This window comes from Duganella kummerowiae (assembly GCF_053572355.1).
Genome location: NZ_JBKFEH010000014.1, coordinates 226,818 through 252,844, shown reverse-complemented (window position 1 = coordinate 252,844; position 26,027 = coordinate 226,818). Strand labels below are relative to the sequence as shown.

General features: G+C 67.5%; 21 protein-coding genes. 16 read left to right on the top strand and 5 right to left on the bottom strand.

The annotated features are described in order from the left end of the window. Nucleotides 1–60 precede the first annotated feature (60 nt). The 13 genes from zapE to pbpC all read left to right on the top strand — a co-directional run bounded on the left by zapE (nt 61) and on the right by pbpC (nt 20,274). Nucleotides 61–1,158, top strand: a complete 1,098-nt coding sequence (gene zapE, locus ACLB1G_RS19350) for a cell division protein ZapE (RefSeq protein WP_491628866.1) — start codon at nt 61–63, stop codon at nt 1,156–1,158. Nucleotides 1,159–1,169: 11 nt separating this feature from the next. Then, nucleotides 1,170–1,847, top strand: a complete 678-nt coding sequence (locus ACLB1G_RS19345; protein ID WP_491628865.1) for a hypothetical protein — start codon at nt 1,170–1,172, stop codon at nt 1,845–1,847. Between the two features lie 152 nt (nt 1,848–1,999). Continuing rightward, a complete protein-coding gene (locus ACLB1G_RS19340; RefSeq protein ID WP_491628864.1) occupies nt 2,000–2,200 on the top strand; it encodes a YdcH family protein in 201 nt (66 codons plus the stop codon). Nucleotides 2,201–2,288: 88 nt separating this feature from the next. Continuing rightward, a complete protein-coding gene (gene yoaA, locus ACLB1G_RS19335) occupies nt 2,289–4,337 on the top strand; it encodes a DNA repair helicase YoaA (RefSeq protein ID WP_491628924.1) in 2,049 nt (682 codons plus the stop codon). Nucleotides 4,338–4,510: 173 nt separating this feature from the next. Beyond that, the gene (locus tag ACLB1G_RS19330; RefSeq protein WP_491628863.1) at nt 4,511–5,116 is read left to right on the top strand and encodes a toll/interleukin-1 receptor domain-containing protein; all 606 of its coding nucleotides are present in this window, start codon (nt 4,511–4,513) and stop codon (nt 5,114–5,116) included. Between the two features lie 9 nt (nt 5,117–5,125). Further along, entirely contained in the window at nt 5,126–7,123 is a 1,998-nt protein-coding gene (locus tag ACLB1G_RS19325) for a tetratricopeptide repeat protein (protein WP_491628862.1), read from the top strand. A gap of 67 nt (nt 7,124–7,190) precedes the next feature. Continuing rightward, nucleotides 7,191–7,928 (top strand): 5'/3'-nucleotidase SurE, encoded by a 738-nt coding sequence (gene surE, locus ACLB1G_RS19320; RefSeq protein WP_491628861.1) that lies wholly within the window; start codon nt 7,191–7,193, stop codon nt 7,926–7,928. Then, nucleotides 7,925–8,794, top strand: coding sequence for a protein-L-isoaspartate(D-aspartate) O-methyltransferase (locus tag ACLB1G_RS19315; protein ID WP_491628860.1), 870 nt, complete (start codon nt 7,925–7,927; stop codon nt 8,792–8,794). Before surE ends, ACLB1G_RS19315 begins: the two co-directional genes overlap by 4 nt. A gap of 133 nt (nt 8,795–8,927) precedes the next feature. Beyond that, nucleotides 8,928–9,863, top strand: a complete 936-nt coding sequence (locus tag ACLB1G_RS19310) for a peptidoglycan DD-metalloendopeptidase family protein (protein WP_491628859.1) — start codon at nt 8,928–8,930, stop codon at nt 9,861–9,863. 18 nt (nt 9,864–9,881) lie between these two features. Then, complete coding sequence (gene rpoS, locus ACLB1G_RS19305) at nt 9,882–10,880, top strand: RNA polymerase sigma factor RpoS (RefSeq protein ID WP_491628858.1); 999 nt, start codon at nt 9,882–9,884, stop codon at nt 10,878–10,880. A 76-nt stretch (nt 10,881–10,956) separates the two neighbouring features. Continuing rightward, nucleotides 10,957–12,297 (top strand): 23S rRNA (uracil(1939)-C(5))-methyltransferase RlmD, encoded by a 1,341-nt coding sequence (gene rlmD / locus ACLB1G_RS19300; protein ID WP_491628857.1) that lies wholly within the window; start codon nt 10,957–10,959, stop codon nt 12,295–12,297. Between the two features lie 100 nt (nt 12,298–12,397). Beyond that, entirely contained in the window at nt 12,398–18,124 is a 5,727-nt protein-coding gene (locus ACLB1G_RS19295) for an alpha-2-macroglobulin family protein (RefSeq protein WP_491628856.1), read from the top strand. After that, nucleotides 18,124–20,274 (top strand): penicillin-binding protein 1C, encoded by a 2,151-nt coding sequence (pbpC, locus tag ACLB1G_RS19290; RefSeq protein WP_491628855.1) that lies wholly within the window; start codon nt 18,124–18,126, stop codon nt 20,272–20,274. Before ACLB1G_RS19295 ends, pbpC begins: the two co-directional genes overlap by 1 nt. A 9-nt stretch (nt 20,275–20,283) precedes the next feature. Here the strand turns inward: pbpC and ACLB1G_RS19285 are convergent, their stop codons facing one another. Genes ACLB1G_RS19285 through ACLB1G_RS19275 form a run of 3 tightly spaced genes read right to left on the bottom strand, consistent with a single transcriptional unit; the run spans nt 20,284 to nt 21,296 of the window. Then, nucleotides 20,284–20,616: a hypothetical protein gene (locus ACLB1G_RS19285; protein WP_491628854.1), complete on the bottom strand. Its 333-nt coding sequence runs from the start codon at nt 20,614–20,616 to the stop codon at nt 20,284–20,286. Nucleotides 20,617–20,659: 43 nt separating this feature from the next. Then, nucleotides 20,660–20,812 (bottom strand): DUF3309 domain-containing protein, encoded by a 153-nt coding sequence (locus tag ACLB1G_RS19280; protein WP_090192273.1) that lies wholly within the window; start codon nt 20,810–20,812, stop codon nt 20,660–20,662. A gap of 40 nt (nt 20,813–20,852) precedes the next feature. After that, entirely contained in the window at nt 20,853–21,296 is a 444-nt protein-coding gene (locus tag ACLB1G_RS19275; protein WP_491628853.1) for an outer membrane lipoprotein, read from the bottom strand. Between the two features lie 203 nt (nt 21,297–21,499). On the opposite strand from ACLB1G_RS19275, the gene ACLB1G_RS19270 reads away from it, so the two are divergent. Both ACLB1G_RS19270 and ACLB1G_RS19265 read left to right on the top strand, forming a co-directional pair. Beyond that, entirely contained in the window at nt 21,500–21,811 is a 312-nt protein-coding gene (locus tag ACLB1G_RS19270) for a BON domain-containing protein (RefSeq protein WP_491628852.1), read from the top strand. Between the two features lie 77 nt (nt 21,812–21,888). After that, nucleotides 21,889–23,058 carry an AI-2E family transporter gene (locus tag ACLB1G_RS19265; protein WP_491628851.1) on the top strand — a complete coding sequence of 390 codons (1,170 nt, stop codon included), beginning with the start codon at nt 21,889–21,891 and terminating at the stop codon, nt 23,056–23,058. On the opposite strand, the gene ACLB1G_RS19260 is transcribed toward ACLB1G_RS19265, so the two are convergent. Beyond that, nucleotides 23,059–23,949, bottom strand: a complete 891-nt coding sequence (locus ACLB1G_RS19260; protein WP_491628850.1) for a YihY/virulence factor BrkB family protein — start codon at nt 23,947–23,949, stop codon at nt 23,059–23,061. Between the two features lie 66 nt (nt 23,950–24,015). Further along, nucleotides 24,016–25,062 (bottom strand): OmpA family protein, encoded by a 1,047-nt coding sequence (locus ACLB1G_RS19255; RefSeq protein WP_491628849.1) that lies wholly within the window; start codon nt 25,060–25,062, stop codon nt 24,016–24,018. Nucleotides 25,063–25,392: 330 nt separating this feature from the next. Between ACLB1G_RS19255 and ACLB1G_RS19250 the strand changes: the two genes are divergently transcribed. Next, nucleotides 25,393–26,016: a winged helix-turn-helix domain-containing protein gene (locus ACLB1G_RS19250; protein WP_491628848.1), complete on the top strand. Its 624-nt coding sequence runs from the start codon at nt 25,393–25,395 to the stop codon at nt 26,014–26,016. The last annotated feature ends 11 nt before the right edge of the window (nt 26,017–26,027 follow it).

The following is a 26,027-nucleotide window of genomic DNA, read 5'->3' as shown; positions in this document are numbered from 1 at the left end:
TTGGCGGGCCGCAAGGTCCGCCCTTTTCATTTGCGCGTCCGCCGCGCAGAAACGAATCACATGAACGTCGAAGAGTTTTATCAGCAAGCCTTGCAGCAACGCGATTTCAAGCCGGACCCGGCCCAGCGCCGCGCGGTCGACCGCCTGCAGCAGTGCTATGACGAGTGGGTGGCCTACAAGGCGCAGCGCTCGAACAGCTTCAAGCGCCTGATCAACCGGCCCGAGGTGCCCAAGGGCGTCTACATGTGGGGCGGGGTGGGGCGCGGCAAGTCCTTCCTGATGGACAGCTTCTATTCCGTGGTGCCGCTGGTGCGCAAGACCCGGCTGCACTTCCACGAATTCATGCGCGGCGTGCACCGCCAGCTCGACGAGCTGACCGGCGTGGCCGATCCGCTGGACGAGGTAGCCAGGCGCATCGCCAAGAAATACCGGCTGATCTGCTTCGACGAGTTCCACATCTCGGACGTGGCCGACGCCATGATCATGTACAACCTGCTGAAGGCGCTGTTCGACAACGGTGTGTCCTTCATCATGACCTCCAACTACGATCCGCAGCTGCTGTACCCGGACGGCCTGCACCGCGACCGCATCCTGCCCACCATCGCTCTGCTGTACGAGAAGCTGGACGTGATGAACATCGACGCCGGCATCGACTACCGCGGCCGCGCCCTGGAGCAGGTCGACACCTATTACACCCCGCTGGGCGCCGAGACCGACAAGAAGCTGCGCGACGCCTACGCCGCCATCGCCGAAACGGCCGACGAAGACCCGGTGGTACGCATCGAGGCGCGCGAGATCCGCGCCCTGCGACGCGCCGGCACCATCATCTGGTTCGATTTCAACACCCTGTGCGGCGGCCCCCGCTCGCAGAACGATTACCTGGAAATCGCCAGCCGCTTCCATACCGTGATATTGTCCGGCATACCCATGATGTCGGCCGCCATGTCGTCCGAGGCGCGCCGCTTCACCTGGCTGATCGATGTATTCTATGACCAGAAGGTCAAGCTGATCATGTCGGCCGAGGTCGAACCCGAAGAACTGTACACCACCGGCATGCTGGCCAACGAATTCCACCGCACCGTGTCGCGCATCGTGGAAATGCAGTCGCGCGACTACATGGAAAAAGAACAGCGCGGCGCGGCCGACGCGCTGGCCTGAACGGGACCAACATGATACGACTGTCCAATACCCTGACTTTGACCCTGGCGCTGGCCACCGCGCCGGCCCTGGCCCAGGCCCAGGCCACGCCGACGCGCTCGGTGCAGGAAGCCGACGCCAGGCTGGCCCGGGTGGCCGAGCAGCGCGCCGCCATCAATGCCGAATATGCCGCCAGCGAGCAGGTTTGCTATGGCAAGTTCTTCACCAACCGCTGCCTGGACCAGGCCAGGGAAAAGCGCCGCGCCGCGCTGGCCGTGGAGCGCGCCATCGAGGTGGAGGCCAACCATTTCAAGCGCCAGGACGCGGTCGACAAGCGCGACGCCGAACTGGCCGAGCGCCTGCGCAAGGACGAGCAGGAGCAGCAGTTGCGCGCCGCCCAGCCGCCCAAGCCGGCCAAGGTGGTGGACGATACGCCCAAGGCGCCGCCGGCCGGTCCCACGCCGGCCGAGCGCCAGGCCCAGCATGCGGCGCGCGCCCAGCGCCAGGCCGCCGAGGACGCCGCCCAGGCCGGCCAGCGCGCCGCCAACGTGGCCGCCTTCCAGCGCAAGCAGGAAGAGACCGCCAAGCGCCAGGCCGAGGTCAAGCGCAAGATGGAAGAGAATGCGAAGAAGAAGGCCGAGCGCGAGGAAGCCGAACGCAAGCGCGCCGCCCAGGAAGCGGCTGCCGCGGCTGCGGCGGCCAAGCGCTGAGCCGGCGCGGGGCGTCATCGAGCGGTTGGCGGCGCGGCCGCCCTGCATTAAACTATGCACCATGCATGCCAGTGCACGCATGGTTGTTGTTCCAGTGAAATAATCGCAGCCGCCATCCCGCCACGTAACGATGTACGAGAAGACTGAGACCCATGACTGATGTACAAGATATACAGCGCCGTTTGATCGAGCTCGATGTGGAGCACCGCGACCTGGACGCGGTGATCGCCATGTTGACCCTGGACGGCCATCACGACCAGCTGCAATTGCGCCGCCTGAAGAAGCGCAAGCTGCAGCTGAAGGACCATATCACCCTGCTGAGAATGCAGCTGGTGCCGGACGTTCCGGCCTGAGCCGCCATCCCGCCGCCCGCGCGGCCACCAACCCTAGCCTACCTTGACCCAGCACGATTCCACTTCCGGCGCCGCCGGCGCATCCCCCATGGCCGGCTCCGAAGCGGGAGCGGGAGCGGCTGCGCCCGCCATCGTGGGCGAAGTGGCGGCGGCCGCGCCTGGCGTCCATGACGAGGAGGTGGAACGGCTGTTCGGACCGGGCGGCCCGCTGGGGCCGGCCGTGGGCAGCTACCGTCCGCGCCGCTCGCAGATGGAAATGGCCAAGGCCGTGGCCCACGCCATCGCCACCCAGTCCACCCTGATCGCCGAGGCCGGCACCGGCACGGGCAAGACCTTCGCCTACCTGGTGCCGGCCCTGCTGTGGGGCGGCAAGACCATCGTCTCCACCGGCACCAAGAACCTGCAGGACCAGCTGTTCCTGCGGGATATCCCCACCGTGCGCAACGCGCTGCAGGCGCCGGTCTCGGTGGCCCTGCTCAAGGGACGCGGCAACTATGTCTGCCACTACCACCTGGAGCGCACCCTGCAGAACGGCCGCATGACGGCGCGCGAGGACGTGGGCTATCTGCGTGACATCCAGCGCTTCCTGAAGATGAGCAATTCCGGCGACAAGGCCGAGCTGGCCCGTGTGCCGGAAACGGCCAGCATCTGGAACCTGGTCACGTCCACCCGCGACAATTGCATGGGCGCGGAATGCCAGTATTACCAGGATTGCTTCGTGATGAAGGCGCGCAAGGAAGCCCAGCAGGCCGACGTGGTGGTGGTCAACCATCACCTGTTCTTTGCCGACGTGGCGCTCAAGGATTCCGGCATCGCCGAGCTACTGCCCTCGGCCAACACCATCATCTTCGACGAGGCCCACCAGCTGCCGGACACGGCCACCCTGTTCTTCGGCGACACCTTCTCCACCTCGCAGGTGCTGGAGCTGTGCCGCGACGTGCTGGCCGAGGGCCTGGCCCACGCGCGCGACGGCGCCGACTGGGGCAAGACGGTGTCGGTGGTGGAAAAGGCCGCGCGCGACCTGCGCCTGACCTTCCCGCAGGACGTGGTGCGCCTGTCGCTGCCGCAAATCGCCCCCTCCAGCGATTTCTTCCCGGCCCTGCAAACCCTCAAGGATGAGCTGGACGGCCTGCTGGCCGTGCTCGACACCCAGTCGGTGCGGGCCGAGACCCTGGAGCAGTGCCGGGTGCGTGGCGTCGAGCTGGCGAAAAAACTGGCGGACTGGAAGTACGATCCCAAGGCCAGGGTGGAGCCGGGCGCGGAAGCCGTGTACTGGGTCGAGGCCTACACCATGTCGCTGCAGCTGCACAAGACGCCGCTGTCGATCGCCCCCATTTTCAGCGGCCAGCGCGAAGGCGTGCCGCGCAGCTGGATCTTCACCTCGGCCACGCTGGCCGTGAAGCATGACTTCAGCCATTTTTCCGAGCAGATGGGGCTGGAAGGGGAGCCGTCCAAGTCCTGGCCCAGCCCCTTCGATTACGAGCAGCAGGGCATCTTGTACGTGCCCAAGGACTTGCCCGATCCGAATTCGCTGGGCTATACCGACGCCGTGCTGGATATCGCGCTGCCGGTGATCGAGGCGGCTGGCGGCAAGACCTTTTTGCTGTGCACCACCCTGCGCGCCGTCAAGCGCGCCGCCGAGCGCCTGCGCAAGGAGTTCGAGGCGCGCGGCCTGCCTTTCCCCCTGTTCGTGCAGGGAGACCGTGGCCGCACCGAATTGCTGGACCAGTTCCGCAAGGCCGGCAATGGCGTGCTGATCGGCAGCCAGAGCTTCTGGGAAGGCGTGGACGTGCGCGGCGACGCGCTGTCGCTGGTGATCATCGACAAGCTGCCGTTCGCCCCGCCGGACGACCCGGTGCTGGCGGCCCGCATCGAGGTCATGGAACGCCAGGGCAAGAACGGCTTCATGCACCATACCCTGCCGGAAGCCATCATCAACCTCAAGCAGGGCGCCGGCCGCCTGATCCGCGACGAGGGCGACCGCGGCGTGCTGATGCTGTGCGATCCGCGCGTGATTTCCAAGCCCTATGGCCGCCGGATCTGGCAGAGCTTGCCGCCGTTCAAGCGCACCCGCGAACAGGCAGAAGTCATCGCTTTCTTCGAGGAACGCGCCGCAAAGGCTAAGTCCGCTTTGTAACTCTTGGTTACATTTCGCGCCGGCGTACCGTCCGGGCGGAACACTATTTCCCATTCTCATCTATATCGCCAACGGCATGCCCGCACCTTTGTGTTTTCGCAAAGAGGGTAGAGTCCGGCTTGTTAGAGTTGGTAGTCACTGCGCCAACCGGCAGGCAGGTCAGGAGGGCTGTCATGACGATACGCCACGGCTGTTTTTTCAGTTACGCGCATGGCCACCATGCGTACATGAGCAAGTTCAAGAACGATCTGGCGGAAGCGCTGCAGTGCTACCTGGAACCTCATTTCGACCATGAGGATGAGTTGTTCATCGACAGCGAACAGCTGGGCGGCGGCGACGACCTGGACGGCCGCATTGCCCGCGCCCTGTGCGAAAGCGTGTGCATGATCGTGATCTACACCCCCAAGTACGAAGCCCATGGCTACACCCGGCGCGAGTTCGCCGCCATGCAGCTGATCGAGCAGGAGCGGCAGCAATGGTACCGGCTGCCCAGCCACCTGATCATCCCCGTCATCATGACCAGCCATCCGCTCGACTTGCCGCGCCAGATCAAGGACTACGGCATGTATGTGGACTTTTCGCGCTACACCCTGGCCTGCGGCGACCTCAAGGCCAATCCCGAGTTCCTGCCCGACATCAAGAAGATCGTGCAGCGGGTTGCCGCCCACTACCACCAGCTGAAACGCTGCATTCCGCCCGACCATGATTGCAGCCAGTTCGTCCTGCCTCCCATTCCGCCGGAATGGCGCGCCCTTCCGCCTCTCCACTTTCCCCGTTAAAGGCTATCCATGGAACCTATCGCACTGTCCCTGCCGCCGTTGACCGCGCACGGCGAAGTCGTCACTTTCTATTCCTACCAGGGGGGCGCCGGACGCAGCACGGCCCTGTCCGACATCGCCGTGCTGCTGGCGCGGCAGTGCAATGCCAGCACGCCGGTGCTGATGGTGGACTGGGACCTGGAAGCGCCTGGCTTGCACCACCATGCCGGCCAGCCGGATGGCCCCGGGGTGCTGGAGCTGTTCCACGCATGCAGCGAGCAGCTCGCGCTGCAGCGCGGCGCCGGCATGGACGGCACGGCGCTGGCCGAGGCCGTGCTGGACGCGGTGGGATGGGAGCAGTACGTGTGCCGGGCCGACCTGGCCAGCCCGGTGTACCTGATGCGGGCCGGCCGCCTGGACCATGGCTATGGCGAGCGGCTGGCGCAGCTGCGCTGGGACCAGCTGTTCAACCAGTGTCCGGCCCTGTTCCGCTGCCTGGCCGAGCGCCTGGCGCGCCGCTTCCGCTACGTGCTGGTGGATGCGCGCAGCGGCCGCGGCGACAGCGCCGGCATCTGCACCACGCTGCTGCCGGGCAAGCTGGTGCTGGTGTTCGCTCCCGGCCGCCACGGCCTGGAGGGCGCCGAGCAGCTGGTCAGGCGCGCCACCGCCTACCGCGCCAGCCACGAGGACGAGCAGCGCCCCCTGCTCGTCTATCCCTTGCCCTCGCACGTCGAGATGGATGACGGCGAGCGGCGCGCGCGGTGGCGGCGCGGCGACAGCCGGCTCGGCATCGAAGGCTACCAGCCAGCCTTCGAGCGCCTGCTGGGCGACTGTTATGGGCTGGACCGCATATCGCTGGAAAGCTACTTCGACGAGGTGCAACTGCAGCTGGCGCGCATCCCGGCCGGCGGCGAACCGGCGCTGCGCCTGGAGCGGGGCGGCGACCGCTTTTCCCTGTCCCGCAGCTACCAGGCGCTGCTGGACTGGCTGGCCGGCGGCTACTTTCCCTGGCAGTCGCAGCGGGAAATCCGCCTGCTGGCCGCCATGGCCGAGGCGCGCCGCGCTGCGGCCCCATTCCTCGTCCCCGCCGTGCAGGCAGGCGGCGCCACGCTCCTGCCGCAGGATGGCGCACTGGCCCTGGCGCTGGCGCGCGACCTGGCCGCGCTGGGGGAACTGTACAGCGGCGAGGACCGCCTGCTGCCCTCGCTGCAATGCCTGGAGGAAAGCGTGGCGCTGCGCCGCCGGGTGCTGGGCGAGGAGCATGCCGACACCTTGTCCGGCAAAGCCATGCTGGCCTTGGTGCTGGCCCGGCTGGGCCAGGTGGAGCAGGCCCAGCTGCAGCAGGAAGCCGTGCTGGACGTGCGCCGCCGCACCCTGGGCGGCGAGCATCCGGACACCCTGGCGGCCACGGCCAGCCTGGCCGCCACCCTGGGCCAGCGCGGCCAGTGCGAGCAGGGCCTGGCGCTGCAGGATGGCGTGCTGCAAGCCTGCCGCCGCCTGCTGGGGCCGGACCACCCGCAGACCCTGGCAGCCATGGAAACCCTGGCCGAGCTGCTGTTCCTGCAGGGCGGCCATGGGCAGGCGCGCGCGCTGCAGGCGGCGCTGGCGGCCGCGCGCGAGCGCCTGCTGGGCGCCGAACATGCCGACACCCTCCGGGCCAAGGCCTTGCTGGCGCGCACCCTGGCACAGCAGGCCGAGCTGGAGGGCGCGCGCACCCTGTACGACACGGTGCTGCAAGCCCAGTGCCGGCGCCTGGGCCGCGACCATCCGGACCTGGGCCCGGTGCGTGAGCGCCTGGCCGAGCTGCGCCTGCAACTGGGCGAGGCGGCCGCCGTGCAGGAAGTGCGCCAGGACGGCGCCATGGACGACTACTTGCGTGGCGGCGCCGGGCTGCAGCTGCTGTCCGATGCGCCTGACGACGACCTGTTCCTGCTGGATGACGGCCTGCCGGGCGAGGAGCCGGCGCCGCATCCCGGCAGCGCACCCCGGCGGCGGGCGGGGGCGGCCCCTGGCGAACTGGGCGATTAGCAAATTAATCCGCCTTTCGGCGCCGCGCGACGATCTGCGCGTCATTGCTTCAGGTAAAATCGGCGGCATGAAAATCCTGATCAGCAATGACGACGGCTATTTGGCACCCGGCATCAACGCGCTGGCCGAGGCGCTTGCACCCCTGGCCGAGATCGTGGTGGTGGCGCCGGACAGCAACCGTTCCGGCGCCTCCAATTCCTTGTCGCTGGACCGGCCGCTGTCGGTACAGCGCGCCGCCAATGGTTTCTATTTTGTCAACGGAACCCCATCGGACTGCGTGCACATCGCCCTGACCGGCATGCTGGATTACCGCCCCGACCTGGTGGTGTCCGGCATCAACAACGGCCCCAACATGGGCGACGACACCCTGTATTCCGGCACTGTGGCGGCTGCCACCGAGGCCTATTTGTTCGGCATCCCGGCCATTGCCTTTTCCCAGGGCGCCTATGGCTGGGAGCACATCGACGACGCGGCCCGCCACGCGCGCGACATCGTGCAGCGCTACGCCCATGCGCTACCGGGACCTTATTTGCTGAATGTAAATATTCCGAACCGGCCCTACGTGGAGCTCACCACCATCCAGGCCACCCGGCTCGGACGGCGCCACCATTCCGAGCCGGTGATACGCGCGCAAGACCCGCGCGGCCGTGAAATCTTCTGGATAGGCCCGCCCGGCGCCACCAAGGATGCCGGCGCAGGCACCGACTTTTACGCCTGCGCCCAGGGCTGGACCTCGGTCACGCCGCTGCAGGTCGACCTCACCCACACGGCCCAGCTGGACCGGCTGGCCCAGGTCCTGGCATGAGCGACAAGCCGCGCTCCTTCCCGCTGCCCTTGTCGTCCCTGGCCGGCAAGGCCCAGAAGAAGGCCGGCTACGCTCCGGTGGCGACCCCGCAGACCGCCACCCAGAACGCGGCCCAGCATGCGGCGCAGTATCCGGCCCAATATCCGGCGCGCGCCGTGCCGCCGCACTATGGCGCCCGCCCCGGGGAGGCCGCCGTGCCCCATCCGGCGCCGGCCGCGCCGCGCCAGGCGCCGCTGGTGTCGGACGCGGTGCGTCGCGCCATGGTGCAGCGGGTGGCCAAACAGGGCGTGCGCGACGGCGTGGTGCTGGCCGCGCTGGAGGCGGTGCCGCGCCACCTGTTCATGGACGAGGGCCTGGTGGCCCAGGCCTATATCGACGCCTCGCTGCCGATCGGCCATCACCAGACCATTTCCCAGCCCTACATCGTGGCCCGCATGATAGAGCTGCTCCGCAACGGCGGCGAACTGCGGCGCGTGCTGGAGATCGGCACCGGCTGCGGCTACCAGGCGGCCGTGCTGTCCTGCGTGGCGCAGGAAGTGTATTCGGTGGAGCGCATCAAGCCCCTGCACGAGCTGGCCAAGGCCAACCTGAGGCCGCTGCGCGTGCCGAACCTGCGCCTGCATTACGGAGATGGTATGCTAGGCCTGCCGCAGGCGGCGCCGTTCGACGGCATCATCCTGGCGGCGGCTGGGCTGGAAGTGCCGCAGGCCCTGCTGGAACAGCTGGCCGTGGGCGGCCGGCTGGTGGCCCCGGTGGGCGGCCGCACCCAGCACCTGGAAATGATTACGCGCAGCGGCAAGCAGGAATGGACCCGCCAGACCCTGGAGGATTGCCATTTCGTGCCGCTGCGGCCGGGCACGGTATAAGAGGGCATTTCAAAATGAGCGGGGCGAGGCGCGGCGACGAAGACAGTGCAGCTGCACGACGAGGAGCCGCAACGACGCCACGGTCTTTTTGAAATGTCCTCCAAGCCTGCGCGACTATTAACCACCGAAGAGTATGACGAATAAAAGTTCTTTGCTCGCACTGAGCCTTACGCTCGCTTTGTTGAGCGCCTGCACCACCACTCCCAACCAGGCGCCCGTCGTGGACCGCAATCCGGTTCCCGTCAAACCCGCCACGCCGTCCGAGACGGCCCAGGTCGCGCGCGACGAACGCGGCCTGTACACCGTCAAGAAGGGCGATACCCTGATCCGCATCGCGCTGGAACACGGCCAGAACTACCGTGACCTGGTGGCCTGGAACAACCTGGCCAACCCCAACGACATCAAGGTCGACCAGGTGCTGCGGGTACTGCCGCCGGACGCCGGCGCCGCCGCCAGCGGGGTGCAGGTGGGCGTCGTCACCATGCCCACCCTGGAGAGCAAGCCGGTGGCGCCGCCACCTGCCGCCCCGGTGGTGAAGAAGGCCGGGCCCAAGGGCGAGAAGCGCCCCTACAGCGAAGCCGCGCTGGCCGAGCTGCAGCGGCCGGACGAGGCCACGGCCGGCGCCAGCCGCGCCGAGCCGGCCAAGCCCGCTCCCGCTCCCGCCCCAACCCCGGCCCCGGCGCCGCTGCAGCCCGATGACGAGAAGGTCAGCTGGATGTGGCCGGCCGAGGGCAAAGTGGTGGCCACCTTCGACGAGGGTAAAAACAAGGGCGTGGATATCGCCGGCAAGGCCGGGCAGCCGGTGCTGGCGGCCGGGGCCGGAAAAGTCATGTACGCCGGCAGCGGCATCCGCGGATATGGTAATCTCGTCATTGTGAAGCACAGTAATACCTTGTTGTCGGCCTACGCGCACAACCGCACCATCCTGGTCAAGGAAGGCGCCGAGGTGCGCAAGGGGCAAACCATCGCGGAGATGGGCGATTCCGACACCGATTCCGTCAAGCTGCACTTCGAGATCAGGCAGCAGGGCAAGCCGGTGGATCCGTCCAGATTCCTGCCTAACCGTTAGCGACTACCCGGGACAGCCATGCCGCACGATACGATGGACGACGAGACCCCGCCGGACGATTTCCAGGACGAGGCGCCGGACGACGGCGCCGAGGAAGCCGGACCGGACGGCGCGGCCCTGGCCGACTCCGGCAGCGTGCTGGAAAGCGTGGACGAGCTGAAGAAAGTGCTGGCCGCCGAGCTGTCCACCGACACCACCCAGCACTACCTGAACCAGATCGGCACCCGTCCGCTGCTGACGGCACAGCAGGAAGTCCATTACGCCACCCTGGCCAAGGCCGGCGACTTCAGCGCCCGCCAGACCATGATAGAGCACAACCTGCGGCTGGTGGTGTCAATCGCCAAGCACTACATCAACCGCGGCGTGGTCCTGCTCGACATGATAGAGGAGGGCAACATCGGCCTGATGCGCGCCATCGACAAGTTCGAGCCGGAGCGCGGCTTCCGCTTCTCCACCTACGCCACCTGGTGGATACGCCAAAGCATAGAGCGCGCCATCATGAACCAGGCCCGCACGGTGCGCCTGCCGGTGCACATGGTGCGCGAGCTGAACCAGATCCTGCGCGGCAAATACCACCTGGAAGCCCAGCACCACAACGGCAAGGACGCCACCGCCGAGGACATCGCCGAGCTGGTCGGCCGGCCGGTGGAGGAGGTGCAGGACATCCTGGCGCTGTCCGAGCACGCCACCTCGCTCGATGCGCCGCTGGACAACGATCCGCAATCGTCGCTGATGGACATGCTGCCCGGCGACGCCGAGGACAGTCCCGACGCCCGCGCCGAGCACCACGAAATGACGCTGCTGGTGCGCGACTGGCTGACCAAGCTGCCGGACAAGCAGCGCATCGTCATCATGCGCCGCTTCGGCCTGGACAACGACGATCCCGCCACCCTGGAAACCCTGGCCGAGGAAATGGGCGTCACGCGCGAACGGGTGCGCCAGATCCAGCAGGAGGCCCTGGTCAAGCTCAAGCGCGCCATGGCGGCGCGCGGCGTGGTGCGGGACTCCCTGCTATAAGCGCTGTACGCAATCTGCTATCATAGCGGGCTTCCCTGCGCCCGCACCGGGCCACGCACCCAACACATAGATAGCCATGCAAGATAACACCATCGACATCAAGTCGCTCGACACCGACGCCCGTGGCGTGGGCCACACCGAAAATGAGGACGGCAGCCAGGGCAAGGTGATCTTTGTCGAAGGCGCGCTGCCGGGCGAGACGGTCAGCTACAGCACCTTCAAGAAGAAAAAGAATTGGGAAGCGGCCCAGATGACGGCGCTGCACCGCGAATCGTCCATGCGCGTCACGCCCAAGTGCAAGCACTTCAACTATTGCGGCGGCTGCTCCATGCAGCACCTGGAGCCGTCGGCCCAGGTGGCGATCAAGCAGCGCACCCTGGAAGACAACCTGTGGCACCTGTCCAAGGTCAAGGCCGAGACCATCATGCGCCCGACTTACGGCCCGACCTGGGGCTACCGCTACCGCGCGCGCCTGTCCTCGCGCTGGGTGGAGAAAAAGAACACGGTGCTGGTCGGCTTCCACGAGAAAAAATCGTCCTACGTGGCCGACATCGACAGCTGCCAGATCTTGCCCAAGCATGTGTCGGACATGATGCTGCCGCTGCGTGCCCTGATCCGCTCGCTCAGCCTGTACAACCAGATCCCGCAGGTGGAAGTGGCCATAGGCGAGGGCGTCACCGCCCTGGTGCTGCGCATCATGGACGCCCTGACCCCGGACGACGAGGCCAAGCTGAAAGCCTTCGCCGACCAGTACCGCATCCAATGGTGGCTGCAGACCAAGGGCCCGGACACGGCCGCGCCCTACTATCCGCTGGACGTACAGCTGCACTACCGCCTGCCGGAATTCGGCATCACCATGCCCTTCAAGCCGGTCGACTTCACCCAGGTCAACCACCACATCAACCGGGTGCTGGTGCACAAGGCCCTGCGCCTGCTGGAGGTGCAGCCGACCGACCGCGTGGCCGACCTGTTCTGCGGCCTGGGCAACTTCACCCTGCCGCTGGCCACCCAGGCGCGCGAAGTGGTGGGCATCGAAGGCAGCACCGCGCTGACCGAGCGCGCGCTGGACAATGCGCGCGCCAACGGCCTGTCGGAAAAAACCTCGTTCTCGACCCGCAACCTGTTCGAAGTCACCAAGGACGACCTGATCGCCCTGGGCAAATTCGACCGCATGCTGATCGACCCGCCGCGCGACGGCGCCATGGCCCTGAGCCTGGCCCTGGCCGAGCTGCGCGAGTCGCATCCCGAGCTGCTGCCCAAGCGCATCGTGTATGTGTCGTGCAGCCCGTCCACCCTGGCGCGCGACGCCGGCGTGCTGACCTACCGGGCCGGCTACAAGCTGAGCCAGGCCGGCGTGGTCAACATGTTCCCGCACACCTCGCACGTGGAATCGATGGCGGTGTTCGACCTGGTGTGACCCGACAGCACACAGCCGCGGGGCAGGGCGGCTGAATTGATTGACAGCCAATGCCGTATTTGCAACACTGGCTCGTTTGTTGCAAAGCTTGGAGTTGGCAATGGCTGTCCTGTTCCCCGTCGTGTTCCGCGTCCCGTCCCCGTTCGGCGCCTGGGGCCGCGCTGTGCTGTTGCTGGCCTTGTGCGCGGCCTGTGCGGGCGCCCTGGCGCAGACCGCCATCACCTCGTTCAGTCCCACCGGCAGCGTGAAGGGCGTGCGCCAGGTCCAGGCCCGCTTCAGCGCGCAGATGGTGCCGTTCGGCGAATTGCGGCTGGAAGACCCGTTCAGCGTCGATTGTCCCGAGGAGGGCAAGGGCCGCTGGGTTGATGGCGCCAACTGGGCCTACGACTTCGTGCGCGATTTGCCGGCCGGCGTGGCCTGCCGCTTCACCCTCAAGCCGGACTGGAAGGACCTGGCCGGCAATGCGCTGGCGGGCCAGCGCGAATTCCGCTTCGATACCGGCGGGCCCTCGGTGCAGCAGATCGAGCCGCGCGAGGGCGCCTCCTACATCGACGAGCAGCAAGTCTTCCTCCTGGGCCTGGACGCCGTGGCCGACGAAGCCAGCGTTGCCACCAACGCCTGGTGCCGGGCCGACGGCGTCAATGAGAAAATCGGCGTGCGCATCCTGCGCGGCGCCGAGCGCGAACAGATACTGGCGCAGCGCCAGAATTTCATTAATCGCCATTTGTCGGTCTACTTCAAGGCGCGCGGCGTGGTGTGGCGCGCCACCGCCGGCGTGCGCGACCAGCGACTGGAGCAGCTGCCGCTGGTGCTGCTGCAGTGCCAGCGCCGCCTGCCGGCCAACGCCGACGTCACCCTGGTGTGGGGCGCCGGCATCACCGCGCCCAGCGGCCTGGCCACGGCGCAGGACCAGAAACTGGCCTTCCACACCCGTCCCGATTTCACCGCCCGCTTCAGCTGCGACAAGCTGTCGGCCAAGGGCGGCTGCATCCCCTTCCTGCCGGCCCGGGTGGAGTTCTCGGCCCCGGTGCGGGTGGCCGATGCGCTGCAGGCCAGGCTGACCGCGTCCAACGGCACCGTATTCAAGGCGCAACTGGACAAGAATGAGGCCAAGGCCGACTACGTCAACTGGATCGCCATACCCGGTCCCTTCCCGCCGCAGGCCGCGCTCAAGCTGTCGCTGCCGCCGGGCCTCAAGGATGACGCCGGACGCACCCTGCTGAACGCGGCCCGCTTCCCGCTGGCGGTGCAGACCGGCGCCCAGCCGCCGCTGGTCAAGTTCCCGGCCCGTTTCGGCATCATCGAGGCGCGCGGCGACCGCCTGCTGCCGGTCACGGTGCGCAACGTGGAGGCGGCGATCGCCACCCGCATCGCCAGGGCCGATGCGGTGCAGGGCCAGATGCTGCGCGTGGAGGGCGGCGAGCGGGGCAGCGGGCAGGATGGCCAGATCATCGCCTGGATGAAGCGCCTGTCCGGTGGCGGCGGCTGGGAACCCAACGAGCTGTGGGGCGATGCGCTGTACCAGCCGCTGCTCAAGGACAGCAAGGCGCAGGCCTTCAGCATGCCCAAGCCGGGCGGCAGGCAGGCCATGGAAGTGATCGGCGTCCCGCTGCGCAAGCCCGGCTTCTACGTGGTGGAGCTGGCCAGTCCGATACTCGGCGCGGCCCTGTCCGACCGGCGCAGGACGGCCTATGTGAGCGCCGGCGCGCTGGTCACCAACATGGTGGCCCACTTCAAGCATGGGGCCGAGTCCTCGCTGGTGTGGGTGACCTCGCTGGACAAGGGCAAGCCGGTGCCCCGGGCCCTGGTGGCGGTGCGCGACTGCGACGGCAAGCTGCTGTGGCAGGGCGCGGCCAACGAGCAGGGCGTGGCCGCCATCGCGCAGGAATTGCCCGAGTCGCGCTGCCGCGGCGGCGACGGCTATTTCATCAGCGCCCGCAGCGGCGACGACCTCACCTTTACCTTGTCGGGCTGGGACCGCGGCATCGAGGACTGGCGCTTCAACCTGCCCTACGGCGTGGACACGCCCGGCAACGTCATCGCCAGCACGGTGTTCGACCGCACCCTGCTGCGCGCCGGCGAGACCGTCCACATGAAGCATTTCCTGCGCCGCCACGGCGTGGCCGGCATCCTCAAGGCCGGCGGCCGCGCCTATCCCTCCAGGGTAATCCTGCTGCACGAGGGCAGCGATCAGAAATACGAGCTGCCGCTGGCCTGGCGCGCCAACGGCAGCGCGGCCAACGAATGGACCATCCCGGCCGACGCCCGGCAGGGATGGTATGCGGTGATGCTGGATGGCCGCGAGGCCGGCCGCTTCCGCGTCGAACAATTCCGCGTGCCGACCATGAAGGCGCTGCTGCAGGGGCCGAAGACGCCGGCCATCCAGCCCGCCAGCGTGGACCTGGACGTGCAGCTCAGCTACCTGTCCGGCGGCGGCGCGGGCCAGGCCCAGGTCAAGCTGCGCACCCTGGTCGAGGACAAGCACATCGCCTTCGAGGATTATGCCGACTACAGCTTCAGCGCCGGCGACGTGAAAGAGGGCGTGGTCAAGGACAGCCCCGTGTTCGACGAGGACGAGGGCGAATTCGAGGAGGCCCCAGGGCAGCAAGGACCACAGGGTGCGGTGCGCACCCGCGACCTGGTGCTGGACCGGGCCGGCGGCCTGCGGGTGACGGTGGACCAGCTGCCGGCGCTGTCCGTGCCGCGCGAGCTGGTGGCCGAACTGTCCTGGCAGGATGCCAACGGTGAAACCCTGACCTCCTCGGCGCGCGTGCCGCTGTGGCCCTCGGCCCATGTGATCGGCATACAGCCGGACGGCTGGGTGATGAGCAAGGACAAGCTGAAATTCACGGTCGCCGTGCTGGACACGGCCGGCAAGCCGGTGGCCAGCGCCCCGGTGGCGGTGGACTTCCTGCAGCGCATCAGCTATTCGCACCGGCGGCGCCTGGTCGGCGGCTTCTACGCTTATGAGAACAGCAGCGAGATCAAGGCGCTGGGCGGCGCCTGCCAGGGCGCCACCGATGCGCGCGGCCTGCTGGTGTGCGAAGTCAAGGCGCCCGCGTCCGGCAACCTGATCCTGCGTGCGAAAACCCAGGATGCCGACGGCCGGATGGCCGTGACCCACCGCGAGACCTGGGTGGCGGACGGCGCCGACTGGTGGTTCCAGGCCACCGACAACGACCGCATTGACCTGCTGCCGGAGAAGAAGCGCTACCAGCCGGGCGAGGATGCCAGCTTCCAGGTGCGCATGCCGTTCCGCGAGGCGACCGCGCTGGTGACCGTGGAGCGCGAGGGCATCATCGATACCTATGTGCGCCAGCTGTCCGGCAGCGCGCCGGTGTTCAGCATTCCGGTCAAGAAGGCGTATGCGCCCAATGTGTTCGTGTCGGCCCTGGTGGTGCGCGGCCGGGTGGGCGGTGTGCAGCCGACCGCGCTGGTCGACCTGGGCAAACCGGCCTACAAGCTGGGCATCGCGCCGCTGCGGGTGGGCTGGTCGGACTACGAATTGAAGGTGCAGGTGCAGGCCGACAAGGCCGTCTACCGGGTGCGCGAGCAGGCCGCCGTCAAGGTCAAGGTCACCCGTCCGGACGGCTCGGCCCCGCCCGCCGGCGCCGAAGTGGCGCTGGCGGCGGTCGATGTCGGGCTGCTGGAGCTGATGCCCAACGCCAGCTGGGAGCTGCTGGAAGCCATGATGCGCCAGCGCAGCCTGCAGGTGCAGACCGCCACCGCGCAGATGCAGGTGGTGGGCAAGCGCCACTACGGCCGCAAGGCGGTGCCGCATGGGGGCGGCGGCGGCAAGAGCGGCGGGCGCGAGCTGTTCGACACCCTGCTGTTCTGGAAGGCCGACGTGCAGCTGGACGCCAACGGCGAGGCCAGCGTGCAGGTGCCCATCAACGACTCGCTGACGGCGTTCCGCATCGTCGCCATCGCCAGCGCGGACGCCGATTTGTTCGGCACCGGCCGCACCGAGGTGCGCAGCGCGCAGGACCTGATGCTGCTGTCGGGGTTGCCGGCGCTGGTGCGCGAGGGAGACCGCCTGCGCGCCGGCTTCACGCTGCGTAATACCAGCGCAGCCGATGTGAACGTGGCGCTGGGCGCCAGCATGGGCGGCAAGGCGCTGGCGCCGCAGCAGCTGGCGCTGGCGGCCGGCCAGGCGCGCGAGATTGGCTGGGACGTGCAGGTCCCGGTTGGCGTGGAAGAGCTGCAGTGGGATGTGAAGGCCGCCATCAGCGGCGGCGACGGCGCGGCCGCCGACCGCTTGCGCGTCAAGCAAAAGGTGGTGCCTGCCGTGCCGGTGCGCACCGTGCAGGCCACCTTGCTGCAGCTGGACAAGCGCCAGGACATCAAGGTGGCGGCGCCGGCCGATGCGCTGCCGGGCCGGGGCGGCATCCAGGCCCTGTTCAGCGCGCGCCTGGGCGGCGGCCTGCCCGGGGTGCGCGAGTACATGGCGGACTATCCCTGGCATTGCTTCGAGCAGGAGACTTCGCGCGCGATTGCCCTGCGCAGCCCGGCGCTGTGGAAGTCGCAGGCAGCCAGGCTGCCCGCGCACCTGGACGCCGACGGCCTGCTCAAGTATTTCCCCACCATGGACGAAGGCAGCGAAGTGCTGACGGCCTATGTGCTGTCCGCCGTTGGCGAAGCCGGTCTCGAGATCCCGCCGGAGCTCAAGGGCCGTATGGAAAAAGGCTTGCTCGATTTCGTGCAGGGCAGGATCACGCGCCACTCGGCGCTGCGCACGGCTGACCTGGCGGTGCGCAAGCTGGCCGCGCTGGAGGCGTTGTCGCGCTCCGGCCTGGCGCGCGCCGACGAGCTGGAGTCGTTCAGCGTGGAGCCCAATCTGTGGCCGACGTCGGCCGTGATCGACTGGTACCTGGTGCTGCAGCGCTCGCCCAAGCTGCCGCAGCGCGAGGCGCGCCTGGCGGAAGCGGAGCAGATCCTGCGCGCGCGCCTGAACCTGCAGGGCACGACCATGACCTTTTCCACCGAGCGCAAGGACAACTGGTGGTGGCTGATGTCGTCCGCCGACGCCAACGCCAACCGCCTGCTGCTGGCCATGCTGGACAACCCGGCCTGGCGCGCCGACCTCGGGCGGCTGGCGCGCGGCGCGCTGGGACGGCAAAAGAAGGGGCACTGGGATACCACGGTGGCCAATGCCTGGGGCGTGCTGGCGCTGGACAAATTCTCCGAGCGGTTCGAGAAGGATGCGGTGAGCGGCACCAGCAGCGCCACGCTGGGCAACTACAGCAAGGGCATCGCGCTGGACGCCAAGGTCGACCATGGCAGCGCCACGCTGCCCTGGCCGCGCGGCGCGGGCGAGCTGCAGCTGGAGCACCTGGGCAGCGGCAAGCCGTGGGTGGTGGTGCAGAGCCAGGCCGCGATCCCGCTCAAGGCGCCGCTGGGCAGCGGCTACACCATCGCCAAGCGCATCACGCCCGTATCGCAGCAGACGCCGGGCGTGTGGACGCGCGGCGATGTCTATCGCGTGCACCTGGACCTGGAGGCGCAGTCCGACATGAGCTGGGTGGTGGTGGACGATCCGGTGCCGGCCAGCGCCACGGTGCTGGGCAGCGGCCTGGGGCGCGATTCGCAGTTGCTGGTCAAGGACGAGAAAAGCAGCACCGGCTGGGTCTGGCCGGCCTACGAGGAGCGCGGCTTCGAGGGCTACCGCGCCTATTTCCAGTTCGTCCCCAAGGGCAAATGGAGCGTGGAGTACACGGTGCGGCTGAATAACGCCGGCCAGTTCAACCTGCCGCCCACCCGGGTGGAAGCCATGTACAGCCCGGAGATGTTCGGCTTGCGGCCCAATCCGGTGCTGGGAGTGCGCTGATGCGGCGCTACCGGCCGCCGGTCAGGCGCCTGGCCGCAGCGCTGCTGCTGGCCGGGACCTGGCTATGTGCGGCCTCCGCGCAAGGCAGCGCCCAGCAAGGCGCCGGCGCCGCCATCGGGACCCTGCCCACACCGCAGCAGGTGCGCGCGGCCTACCGTCCGTCGGAAGCGCAGCTGCTGGACCGCGACGGCCGCCCGGTGCAGTCGCTGCGGCTCGACCTGCAGGCCAGGCGCGGCGCCTGGACCCCGCTCGAAGAGATGTCGCCGGCTTTGCCGGCCGCCGTGCTGCAGGCCGAGGACCAGCGCTTCTACCAGCACGATGGGGTCGACCTGAAAGCCATCGGCCAGGCCGCCTGGGACAACCTGTTCCGCAGCCGCGCGCGCGGCGCTTCAACCATCACCATGCAGCTGGCGGGCCTGCTCGACCCGGCCCTGCAGGGCGGCGCGGCGGGCCGCAGCTGGCGCCAGAAATGGGACCAGGTGCAGGCCGCGCGCCAGCTGGAGCGCGGCTGGTCCAAGCGGCAGGTGCTGGAGGCCTACCTCAACCTGGCCTCCTTCCGTGGCGAACTGCAGGGCGTGGGCGCGGCCGCCCAGGGCCTGTTTGGCAAGGCGCCTTCCGGTTTGAACGTGAGCGAGGCCGTGATCCTGGCCAGCCTGCTGCGCGGCCCCTCGGCGGCGCCGGCGGTGGTGGCGCAGCGCGCCTGCGCGCTGGCGCGCGAGGTGCGGGCCCAGGCCGGCTGTGCGGCCATCACGCAGGCCGCAGCGGTGGCGCTGGCGCGGCCGCTGCAGGGCGGTGCACTGGCCCCGGCGCCCCAGGTGGCGCGCCAGCTGCTGCGCGCGGCGGGGCAGGGCGTGCGCAGCAGCCTGGATGGCGACCTGCAGCGCCGGGTGCAGGCCGTGCTGCGCCAGCAGCTGCTGGCCCTGCGCGAGCGCAACGTCCATGATGGCGCGGTGCTGGTGCTGGACAACGCCAGCGGCGACATCCTGGCCTATGTCGGCAATGCCGGCGGCAGCGAGATCGATGGCGTCACGGCGCCGCGCCAGGCCGGCTCCACCCTCAAGCCCTTTTTGTACGAACTGGCGATCGAGCGCCGCCTGCTGACGGCCGCTTCGCTGCTGGACGATAGCGCGATCGATATCGCCACGCCGTCCGGCCTGTACATTCCGCAGAACTACGACAAGGAATTCAAGGGTTATGTCAGCGCCCGCAACAGCCTGGCCAGTTCGCTCAACGTGCCGGCCGTGCGTACCCTGATGCTGACCGGGCTGGAACGCTTCCATGAGCGCTTGCGCGCCGTGGGACTGGACACGCTGACGGAAGCGGCCGACTACTACGGCTATTCGCTGGCCCTGGGTTCGGCCGAGGTCACGCTGCTGGACCTCGCCAATGCCTACCGCACCCTGGCCAATGGCGGCATGCAGGGCACGCCGTCGCTGCTGCCGCGCGCCGCGCCCGAGCCGCGCCGGCGTGTGCTGGAGGCCGGCGCCGCCTTCATCGTGGGCGACATGCTGGCCGACCGCGCCGCCCGCAGCACCACTTTCGGGCTGAAGAACGAGCTGGCCACCACCTTCTGGAGCGCGGTCAAGACCGGCACCAGCAAGGACATGCGCGACAACTGGTGCCTGGGCTATACGGACCGCTACACGGTGGGCGTCTGGGTCGGCAATTTCAATGGCGAGGCGATGTGGGACGTGTCGGGCGTGAGCGGCGCCGCGCCCGTGTGGCGCGATGTGGTCGATTACCTGCACCGGGACCGGACCAGCCGGGCGCCTGCGCCTCCAGCCGGCGTCAAGCGGATGCAGGTGGCTTACCAGCCGGCCCTGGAACCGGCGCGCGCCGAGTGGTTCCTGGCCGGGACTGAGACCCCGCTGGTGGCGCTGGTGCATGACGGCCAGCGCGTGGCGCGCATCCTGTATCCGGCGCCTGCCACCATCATTGCCATCGATCCGGACATCCCGCCGGCCAGCCAGCGCGTGTTCTTCGTGGCCCAGGCCGGCCAGGGCTTGCGCTGGCAGCTCGATGGCGGCGTGCTGGGCGGGGCGGAGCGGGAGTATGGATGGAAGCCCGCCGCCGGCCCGCACCAGCTGGCGCTGGTGGACGCCGACGGCAAGGTGCTGGCCGAAACCCGTTTCCAGGTGCGCGGCCAGTGAACATCGGATTTATTGCACGTTGTTTTCCTTGACGATTTGCTTGGCGTTTGCCATGTCCTGCTGGTAGGTGCCGCGCGCGTCCTTCAGGCAGCTGGCGCGCTCTTCCGACGGCCCCTGCTTGCAGGCGATGCTGGCTTCCTGGAAGGCGGCCGCGATTTCCTTGCGCAGGGTTTGCAGCCTGGCGTCCGTGGTCTTGTCCTCCTTGTACCAGCGGGCCGGGTCGCCCTTGGCGATTTCCTGTTTCTGCAGCGCGGCATTGGCCGGCGGCGTGGTCTGGGCGCAGGCGCTGCCCAGTGCGGCGGCCATCATCAGGCCGCCCGCGAGTGCGGATAACTTGTTCATGGTAAGCCTCCAAAAAGAAAAGGGCGCCGCTGGCGCCCGTTGGTCACAGTCTGCCGGTGAGCAGCATGATGAGCAGGATCACTACGATCAGGCCGGTGATGCCGCTGGGCGCGTAGCCCCAGTTGCGGCTGTGGGGCCAGGTCGGCAGCGCGCCGATCAAGGCCAGCACCAGAATAATCAAGATGATGGTACCCATGTCGTTCTCCTTATCGTAGTGTCCAAATCTGATGGGAAAATTAATAACGGTACAGGCGGCCGTCCACCAGGCGCACGCGGTTGCCCACGCGCAGGTCATAGGCGCTGTCCTGGGTCACGATGCGGTAGTCGCCGTTGTCCATGCGGACGCTGATCTGGTAGTTCTGCACCGCCTGGTTGCGGTTGTTCTCGACATTGTTGCCGACCACGGCGCCGCCCACCGCGCCGGCCACGGTGGCGGCCGTGCGACCGCTGCCGGAACCGACCTGGTTACCCAGCAGGGCGCCGACCAGGCCGCCGGTCACGGCGCCGACGCCGCTGCTGGCTTTGCCCTGTACGACCTGGATGGATTCGATGGTGCCGTAGGTGGCCGCTTCCGGCTGCTGGGCGTAGGTCACGCGCTCGGGAGCGGGGTTGCTGGCGCAGCCGCTCAGGACGGCCGTGCCGGCGATCATCATTGCGGCAAGGGTGCTAACTGGTTTCATGGTGTCCTCCTTATGAGTGTGAGCACAGATTAAGCAGCGCGCCTGGGCCGGTCTGTGCGGTGCCGCACCCTGTTGCCGCGCTTCACGTTTTGGCGCGTTGTGTTCGATGCCGAACAGATGGTCCGTGCAGGGGGGCGTAAAACGTCATCCAGAGGCGCAGCGCATGCTGACCCTTTATTCCAGTCACCCCCAAGGAGAAGAAAATGAAAGCCATCCAGAAAATCGCTACCGCCCTGTTCACCGTTTCCCTGCTGGCCACCGCCGGCTGCGCATCGACCGCCACCAAGGAAGGCACCGGCGAATACGTGGACGATTCCGTCATCACCACCAAGGTGAAAGCCAGCATCTTCAATGAGCCCAGCCTGAAATCGACCGAGATCAACGTCGAGACCTTCAAGGGCACGGTGCAACTGAGCGGTTTCGTGGCACAGCCTGAGGACATCGCCAAGGCCGGCCAGGTGGCGCGCGGCGTGAAAGGCGTGACCGCCGTGAAGAATGACCTGCACGTGAAGTAATGCCCATGCTGACGGCCGGCGCCGCGTGCTCCTGACCGGGGCAGGCCGCGCCGGCTTTTTCTGTTTGCGAGCCGTCCATGAACAAGCCTGCCGAACCCCTGACCGATGCCGCCGGCGCGCAGGCCGCCGCGGAGGACCCCGCTCCTGGCAGCACCCACCGTTTTCCCCTGCATGTCAACGCGCGCGGCCTGGCGCTGGGCGTGCTGGCCACGGTGGCCTTCGTGTTCGCCATCCAGTGGTCGCGCAATTTCCTCGTACCGCTGCTGCTGGGCATCCTGATTTCCTATACCCTGAGTCCGCTGGTGTGCTGGCTGGAGCGCATGCGCATCCCGCGCCTGGTGGGCGCCACCCTGGTCACGGCCTCGATACTGGCCGGATCGGCCTTCGTGATCGACCGCGTGCACGGCGAGTTCCAGTCCATCGTCGAGGAACTGCCGACGGCCAGCCACAAGCTGGCGCGCCTGGTCAGCGACAGCCTGGGCAAGGGGCCCAGCACCTTGCAGCAGCTGCAGGCCGCCGCCGCTGAACTGTCGCACGCGGCCGCCGGCGCCGAGGAACGGCGCGCCGCGCGCCGCGCCGCCATCGCGCCCGAAGGCGGCTTCAAGATCATGGACTGGATCTGGGCCGGCTCGCTGGGCGTGGCCGGCATGATCAGCCAGGCCGTGATGGTGCTGTTCCTCGTGTATTTCCTGCTGCTGTCGGGCGATACCTTCAAGCGCAAGCTGGTCAAGCTGACCGGGCCTTCGTTGAGCAACAAGAAAGTCACGGTGCACATCCTGGACGACATCAACACCTCGATACAGCGCTACATGCTGATGCTGCTGGTCACCAACCTCCTGCTGGCCCTGCTGATGTGGATCGCTTTCCGCGTGATCGGCCTGGAAAATGCCGGCGCCTGGGCCATCGTGGCCGGACTGCTGCACATCATGCCGTATTTCGGTCCGCTCCTGATCACCATCGCCACCGGCCTGGTGGCCTTCCTGCAGTTCGAATCGCTGCAAATGAGCCTGATCGTGATGGGCGCCTCGCTGGCCATCGCCACCCTGGTCGGCACCGTGGTGGCGACCTGGATGACGGGCCGCTTCGCGCGCATGAACGCCACCGCCGTGTTTGTCAGCCTGCTGTTCTGGGGCTGGCTGTGGGGCGTGTGGGGCCTGCTGCTGGGGGTGCCCCTGATCGTGATCCTGAAGGTGGTGGCCGAACGGGTCGAAGGAATGGAAGTGGTGGCCGAGCTGCTCGGCGAGTAGTCACACTTTCAGGCTGCCATCCGCATGGCGCGGGTGGTGGCGCAGACTCCCTGCCTGCAGCGCATACTGGCGGGCGAACTCGGCGCCGAAGAAAAAGATCTGCGCCGAGTAATATACCCACAGCAGCAGGGCAATCATGGAGCCGGCCGCGCCGAAGCTGCTGGCCACCCCGCTGTTGCCGATATAGGCGCCAATCGCGTATTTGCCGGCCGTGAACAGGGCCGCCGTGCCCAGCGCTCCCACTACCACGTCGCGCCACGCCAGGCGCACCCGCGGCAGCATCTTGAAGATCACCGCGAACAGGCCGGCGATGACAATGAAGCCGATAGCCGCGTTCAGCACTTCCAGGACCAGTCCCGCATCGCGCCAGCGCGCATCCCAGAAGTGTTCCAGCAGCGCCAGCGCGGCGCTGACCACCAGCGACACCATCAGCAGAAACGCCAGCACCAGCACCATGCCGAACGACAGCAGCCGGGTGCGCACCACGTCCCACACGGTGCCGCTGGTCAGCGGCGGCACTTGCCAGATCACATCCAGGCTGGCCTTGAGTTCGGAAAACACGGTGGTGGCGCCAAACAGCAGCAACACCCCGGCCACCACGGTGGCCAGCTTGCCCTGTTCCTTGCTGTGGGCGCCGGCCAGCACCAGCTGGATGGCTTCCGCGCCCTGCGCCCCGACCAGGCCGTGCAGCTGGGAGAACAGCTCGCCCTGGGCCGCCTGCTGGCCGTAGAAGAAGCCGGCCACGGCCAGTACCAGCACCAGGATAGGCGCCAGCGAGAACAGGGTGTAGAAGGCCAGCGCGGCGCCCATGCTGCCGGCGCGGTGTTCCAGCCATTCGCTGACCGAGCACTTGAGGATGGAGAGGATGCTGGCGGCGGGGATACGGGTCATGGCGCTTATCCTGTTCTGAAATGAAAAAAGGGGCTTGCGCCCCTTTCTGCCAGTATGGCGTAAAGCTTATTGCACGCGGCGTTCGATGGTGATCTGCTCCACTTCGACGCGACGGTTAGGCTCCAGGCACTTGATCAGGTCGGCGCGTTTCTTGTTGTCGCAGGTGACCACGGGATTGGCCTTGCCTTTGCCCACGGCGTTCAGGCGGCTGGCTGCCACACCCTTGGCGACCAGGTATTCCTTGACCGAGTTGGCGCGTTTCTCGGACAGGCCCTGGTTGTACTTGTCGCTGCCGATGCGGTCGGTGTAGCCGGTGATGGTCACGTTGTCGATGCTGCTGTTGTTGTTCAGCACGGTGGCGATCTCATCCAGCTTGGGCTGGTTGGGATTGAGCTTGGCGCTGTCAAACGCGAACAGTTCGGTGGCCGACAGGCTGATCTTCTCGAAGCGGGCCGGCGGCGGTGGCGGCGGGGCCGGAGGAGCCGGCGGCGGCGGCGGCGGTTCGGCAACCGGAGGAGCTGGCGGCGGTGGCGGCGGCGCCGGACGCGGTGCATCGCCCAGGGCGATGTTCAGGCCGACGGTGGCGTAGTAGTTGTTGCTCTTGGAGCTGGGGAAGGTGTCGCCGCGCAGGAAGCCGTGCACGTCGCGGATGTCGGCCTGGAAGGCCACGCGCTCGCTCAGGTCGGCCTGGAAGCCGAGGCCGGCGCTCAGGTAGGGCGAAGTCTTGGTGCGTTCGATGTTGTTGAACAGGTTGGCCTTGTCACGCTCGGCGCCCACGCCCACCAGGATGAAGGGGCGGAACGATTTGCGCGAGAACAGGTACAGGGCGTCGATGCCCAGGGTGTTCTGCTGGTAGCGGCGCAGGCCATCCTTGGAGCGGGCATAGGTGGTACCCAGCTGGATATCCCAGTCCGGGGACACGGCCTTGCCGAATTTCAGGCCGGCGCCGTAGCCGCGCTTGTCGGTGGTGCCGAAGTCGCCGTCCGGCTTGACGGTGTTGACGCTGGGTTGGATGTACCAGTTAGGATTGATGACCGGATCCTGCTGGGCGTGCGCGCCGAACGACGCGCACAGGGCGGCGGCGGCTAAAGCGATTTTCTTGGTCTTGTTCAAGGTGTACTCCCGATTGTTGGTAAGTATTACGTAGCCAGCAATGTTGTAAACGTTGCTGTTGGACTGAAGGTTAGGCAACTTGTTGCCGTGGGTCGGTGCGCTAGCGCACAAAAGATTGGGCTGTATCAAATTTTCCACAATTCTCTGTAACCAACACGCCGCTTGCCACCCGTTGCCCCCTCGCCACGCGGAAACAATCATACAACAATAAAAGTTCTGCAATGAAAATGCATATCGGCTGCGATTATGTTCGTTGCCGCACAGACTACAAAGGCGGGGCCACGGCATCCTTGGCGGCAATCCACGCGCATCCGTTAAAGGAGTTTAGATATGCACCCCACCAGCCAACCCCAGCTGCACGTACAGAATGAAATGAAGGCCAGCACCGAGATGCAGGACAGCTCCGCCAAGCTTGGCCTGGTGCGTTCGACCCCGGCGCCGCTGGACCGCAAGCCGGCCCTGTCGATGGCGCCGATCGAGCGGGTGCGTTCCACCTCGGCAACCCTGCGCCGCATCGAAAACATGCAAAAGCTGATCGGCGAACTGTCCATGCACGAGATGCTGGCCGACGAAATCGCCTGGTTCCTGAAGTTTTCGCCGTCCGGCGCCCGCAAATACATCCGCGACCTGCGCGAAGCCGGCGTGATCGAGCTGGCCCGCTATGTGGAAGGCACGGCCACCTACCTGGGCAAGGCAGTGTACCAGCTGACCCCCGATCCCGAGCGCGTGGCTGCCTTCCTGGCCGCCATATCGCAGCCCAAGCGTGAAGGCGCGCCGCCGCGCAAGGAGCGCCCGGGCGCACGCGAGCAAGCCATGGCCGGCAGCGGCCGCCATTTCCACATCCTGGCCGACGATACCCATTACGCCATCCGGGTCAACCGCGGCCCGGTGACCCGTGATCCGCTGGTGGCGGCCCTGTTCGGCTCCGCCCCATCGCAGCAGAAACAGGAATAAATTCCTCTACA

What these genes read in the sequence shown, in the direction of transcription:
- surE (WP_491628861.1), top strand. Translation starts at nt 7,191, where the DNA reads ATGAAAATCCTGATCAGCAATGACGACGGCTATTTGGCACCCGGCATC.
- ACLB1G_RS19250 (WP_491628848.1), top strand. Translation starts at nt 25,393, where the DNA reads ATGCACCCCACCAGCCAACCCCAGCTGCACGTACAGAATGAAATGAAG.
- ACLB1G_RS19295 (WP_491628856.1), top strand. Translation starts at nt 12,398, where the DNA reads ATGGCTGTCCTGTTCCCCGTCGTGTTCCGCGTCCCGTCCCCGTTCGGC.
- ACLB1G_RS19260 (WP_491628850.1), bottom strand. Translation starts at nt 23,949, where the DNA reads ATGACCCGTATCCCCGCCGCCAGCATCCTCTCCATCCTCAAGTGCTCG.
- rpoS (WP_491628858.1), top strand. Translation starts at nt 9,882, where the DNA reads ATGCCGCACGATACGATGGACGACGAGACCCCGCCGGACGATTTCCAG.
- ACLB1G_RS19280 (WP_090192273.1), bottom strand. Translation starts at nt 20,812, where the DNA reads ATGGGTACCATCATCTTGATTATTCTGGTGCTGGCCTTGATCGGCGCG.
- ACLB1G_RS19275 (WP_491628853.1), bottom strand. Translation starts at nt 21,296, where the DNA reads ATGAAACCAGTTAGCACCCTTGCCGCAATGATGATCGCCGGCACGGCC.
- ACLB1G_RS19270 (WP_491628852.1), top strand. Translation starts at nt 21,500, where the DNA reads ATGAAAGCCATCCAGAAAATCGCTACCGCCCTGTTCACCGTTTCCCTG.
- ACLB1G_RS19285 (WP_491628854.1), bottom strand. Translation starts at nt 20,616, where the DNA reads ATGAACAAGTTATCCGCACTCGCGGGCGGCCTGATGATGGCCGCCGCA.
- ACLB1G_RS19325 (WP_491628862.1), top strand. Translation starts at nt 5,126, where the DNA reads ATGGAACCTATCGCACTGTCCCTGCCGCCGTTGACCGCGCACGGCGAA.
- pbpC (WP_491628855.1), top strand. Translation starts at nt 18,124, where the DNA reads ATGCGGCGCTACCGGCCGCCGGTCAGGCGCCTGGCCGCAGCGCTGCTG.
- ACLB1G_RS19330 (WP_491628863.1), top strand. Translation starts at nt 4,511, where the DNA reads ATGACGATACGCCACGGCTGTTTTTTCAGTTACGCGCATGGCCACCAT.
- ACLB1G_RS19345 (WP_491628865.1), top strand. Translation starts at nt 1,170, where the DNA reads ATGATACGACTGTCCAATACCCTGACTTTGACCCTGGCGCTGGCCACC.
- zapE (WP_491628866.1), top strand. Translation starts at nt 61, where the DNA reads ATGAACGTCGAAGAGTTTTATCAGCAAGCCTTGCAGCAACGCGATTTC.
- ACLB1G_RS19310 (WP_491628859.1), top strand. Translation starts at nt 8,928, where the DNA reads ATGACGAATAAAAGTTCTTTGCTCGCACTGAGCCTTACGCTCGCTTTG.
- ACLB1G_RS19340 (WP_491628864.1), top strand. Translation starts at nt 2,000, where the DNA reads ATGACTGATGTACAAGATATACAGCGCCGTTTGATCGAGCTCGATGTG.
- rlmD (WP_491628857.1), top strand. Translation starts at nt 10,957, where the DNA reads ATGCAAGATAACACCATCGACATCAAGTCGCTCGACACCGACGCCCGT.
- yoaA (WP_491628924.1), top strand. Translation starts at nt 2,289, where the DNA reads ATGGCCGGCTCCGAAGCGGGAGCGGGAGCGGCTGCGCCCGCCATCGTG.
- ACLB1G_RS19315 (WP_491628860.1), top strand. Translation starts at nt 7,925, where the DNA reads ATGAGCGACAAGCCGCGCTCCTTCCCGCTGCCCTTGTCGTCCCTGGCC.
- ACLB1G_RS19265 (WP_491628851.1), top strand. Translation starts at nt 21,889, where the DNA reads ATGAACAAGCCTGCCGAACCCCTGACCGATGCCGCCGGCGCGCAGGCC.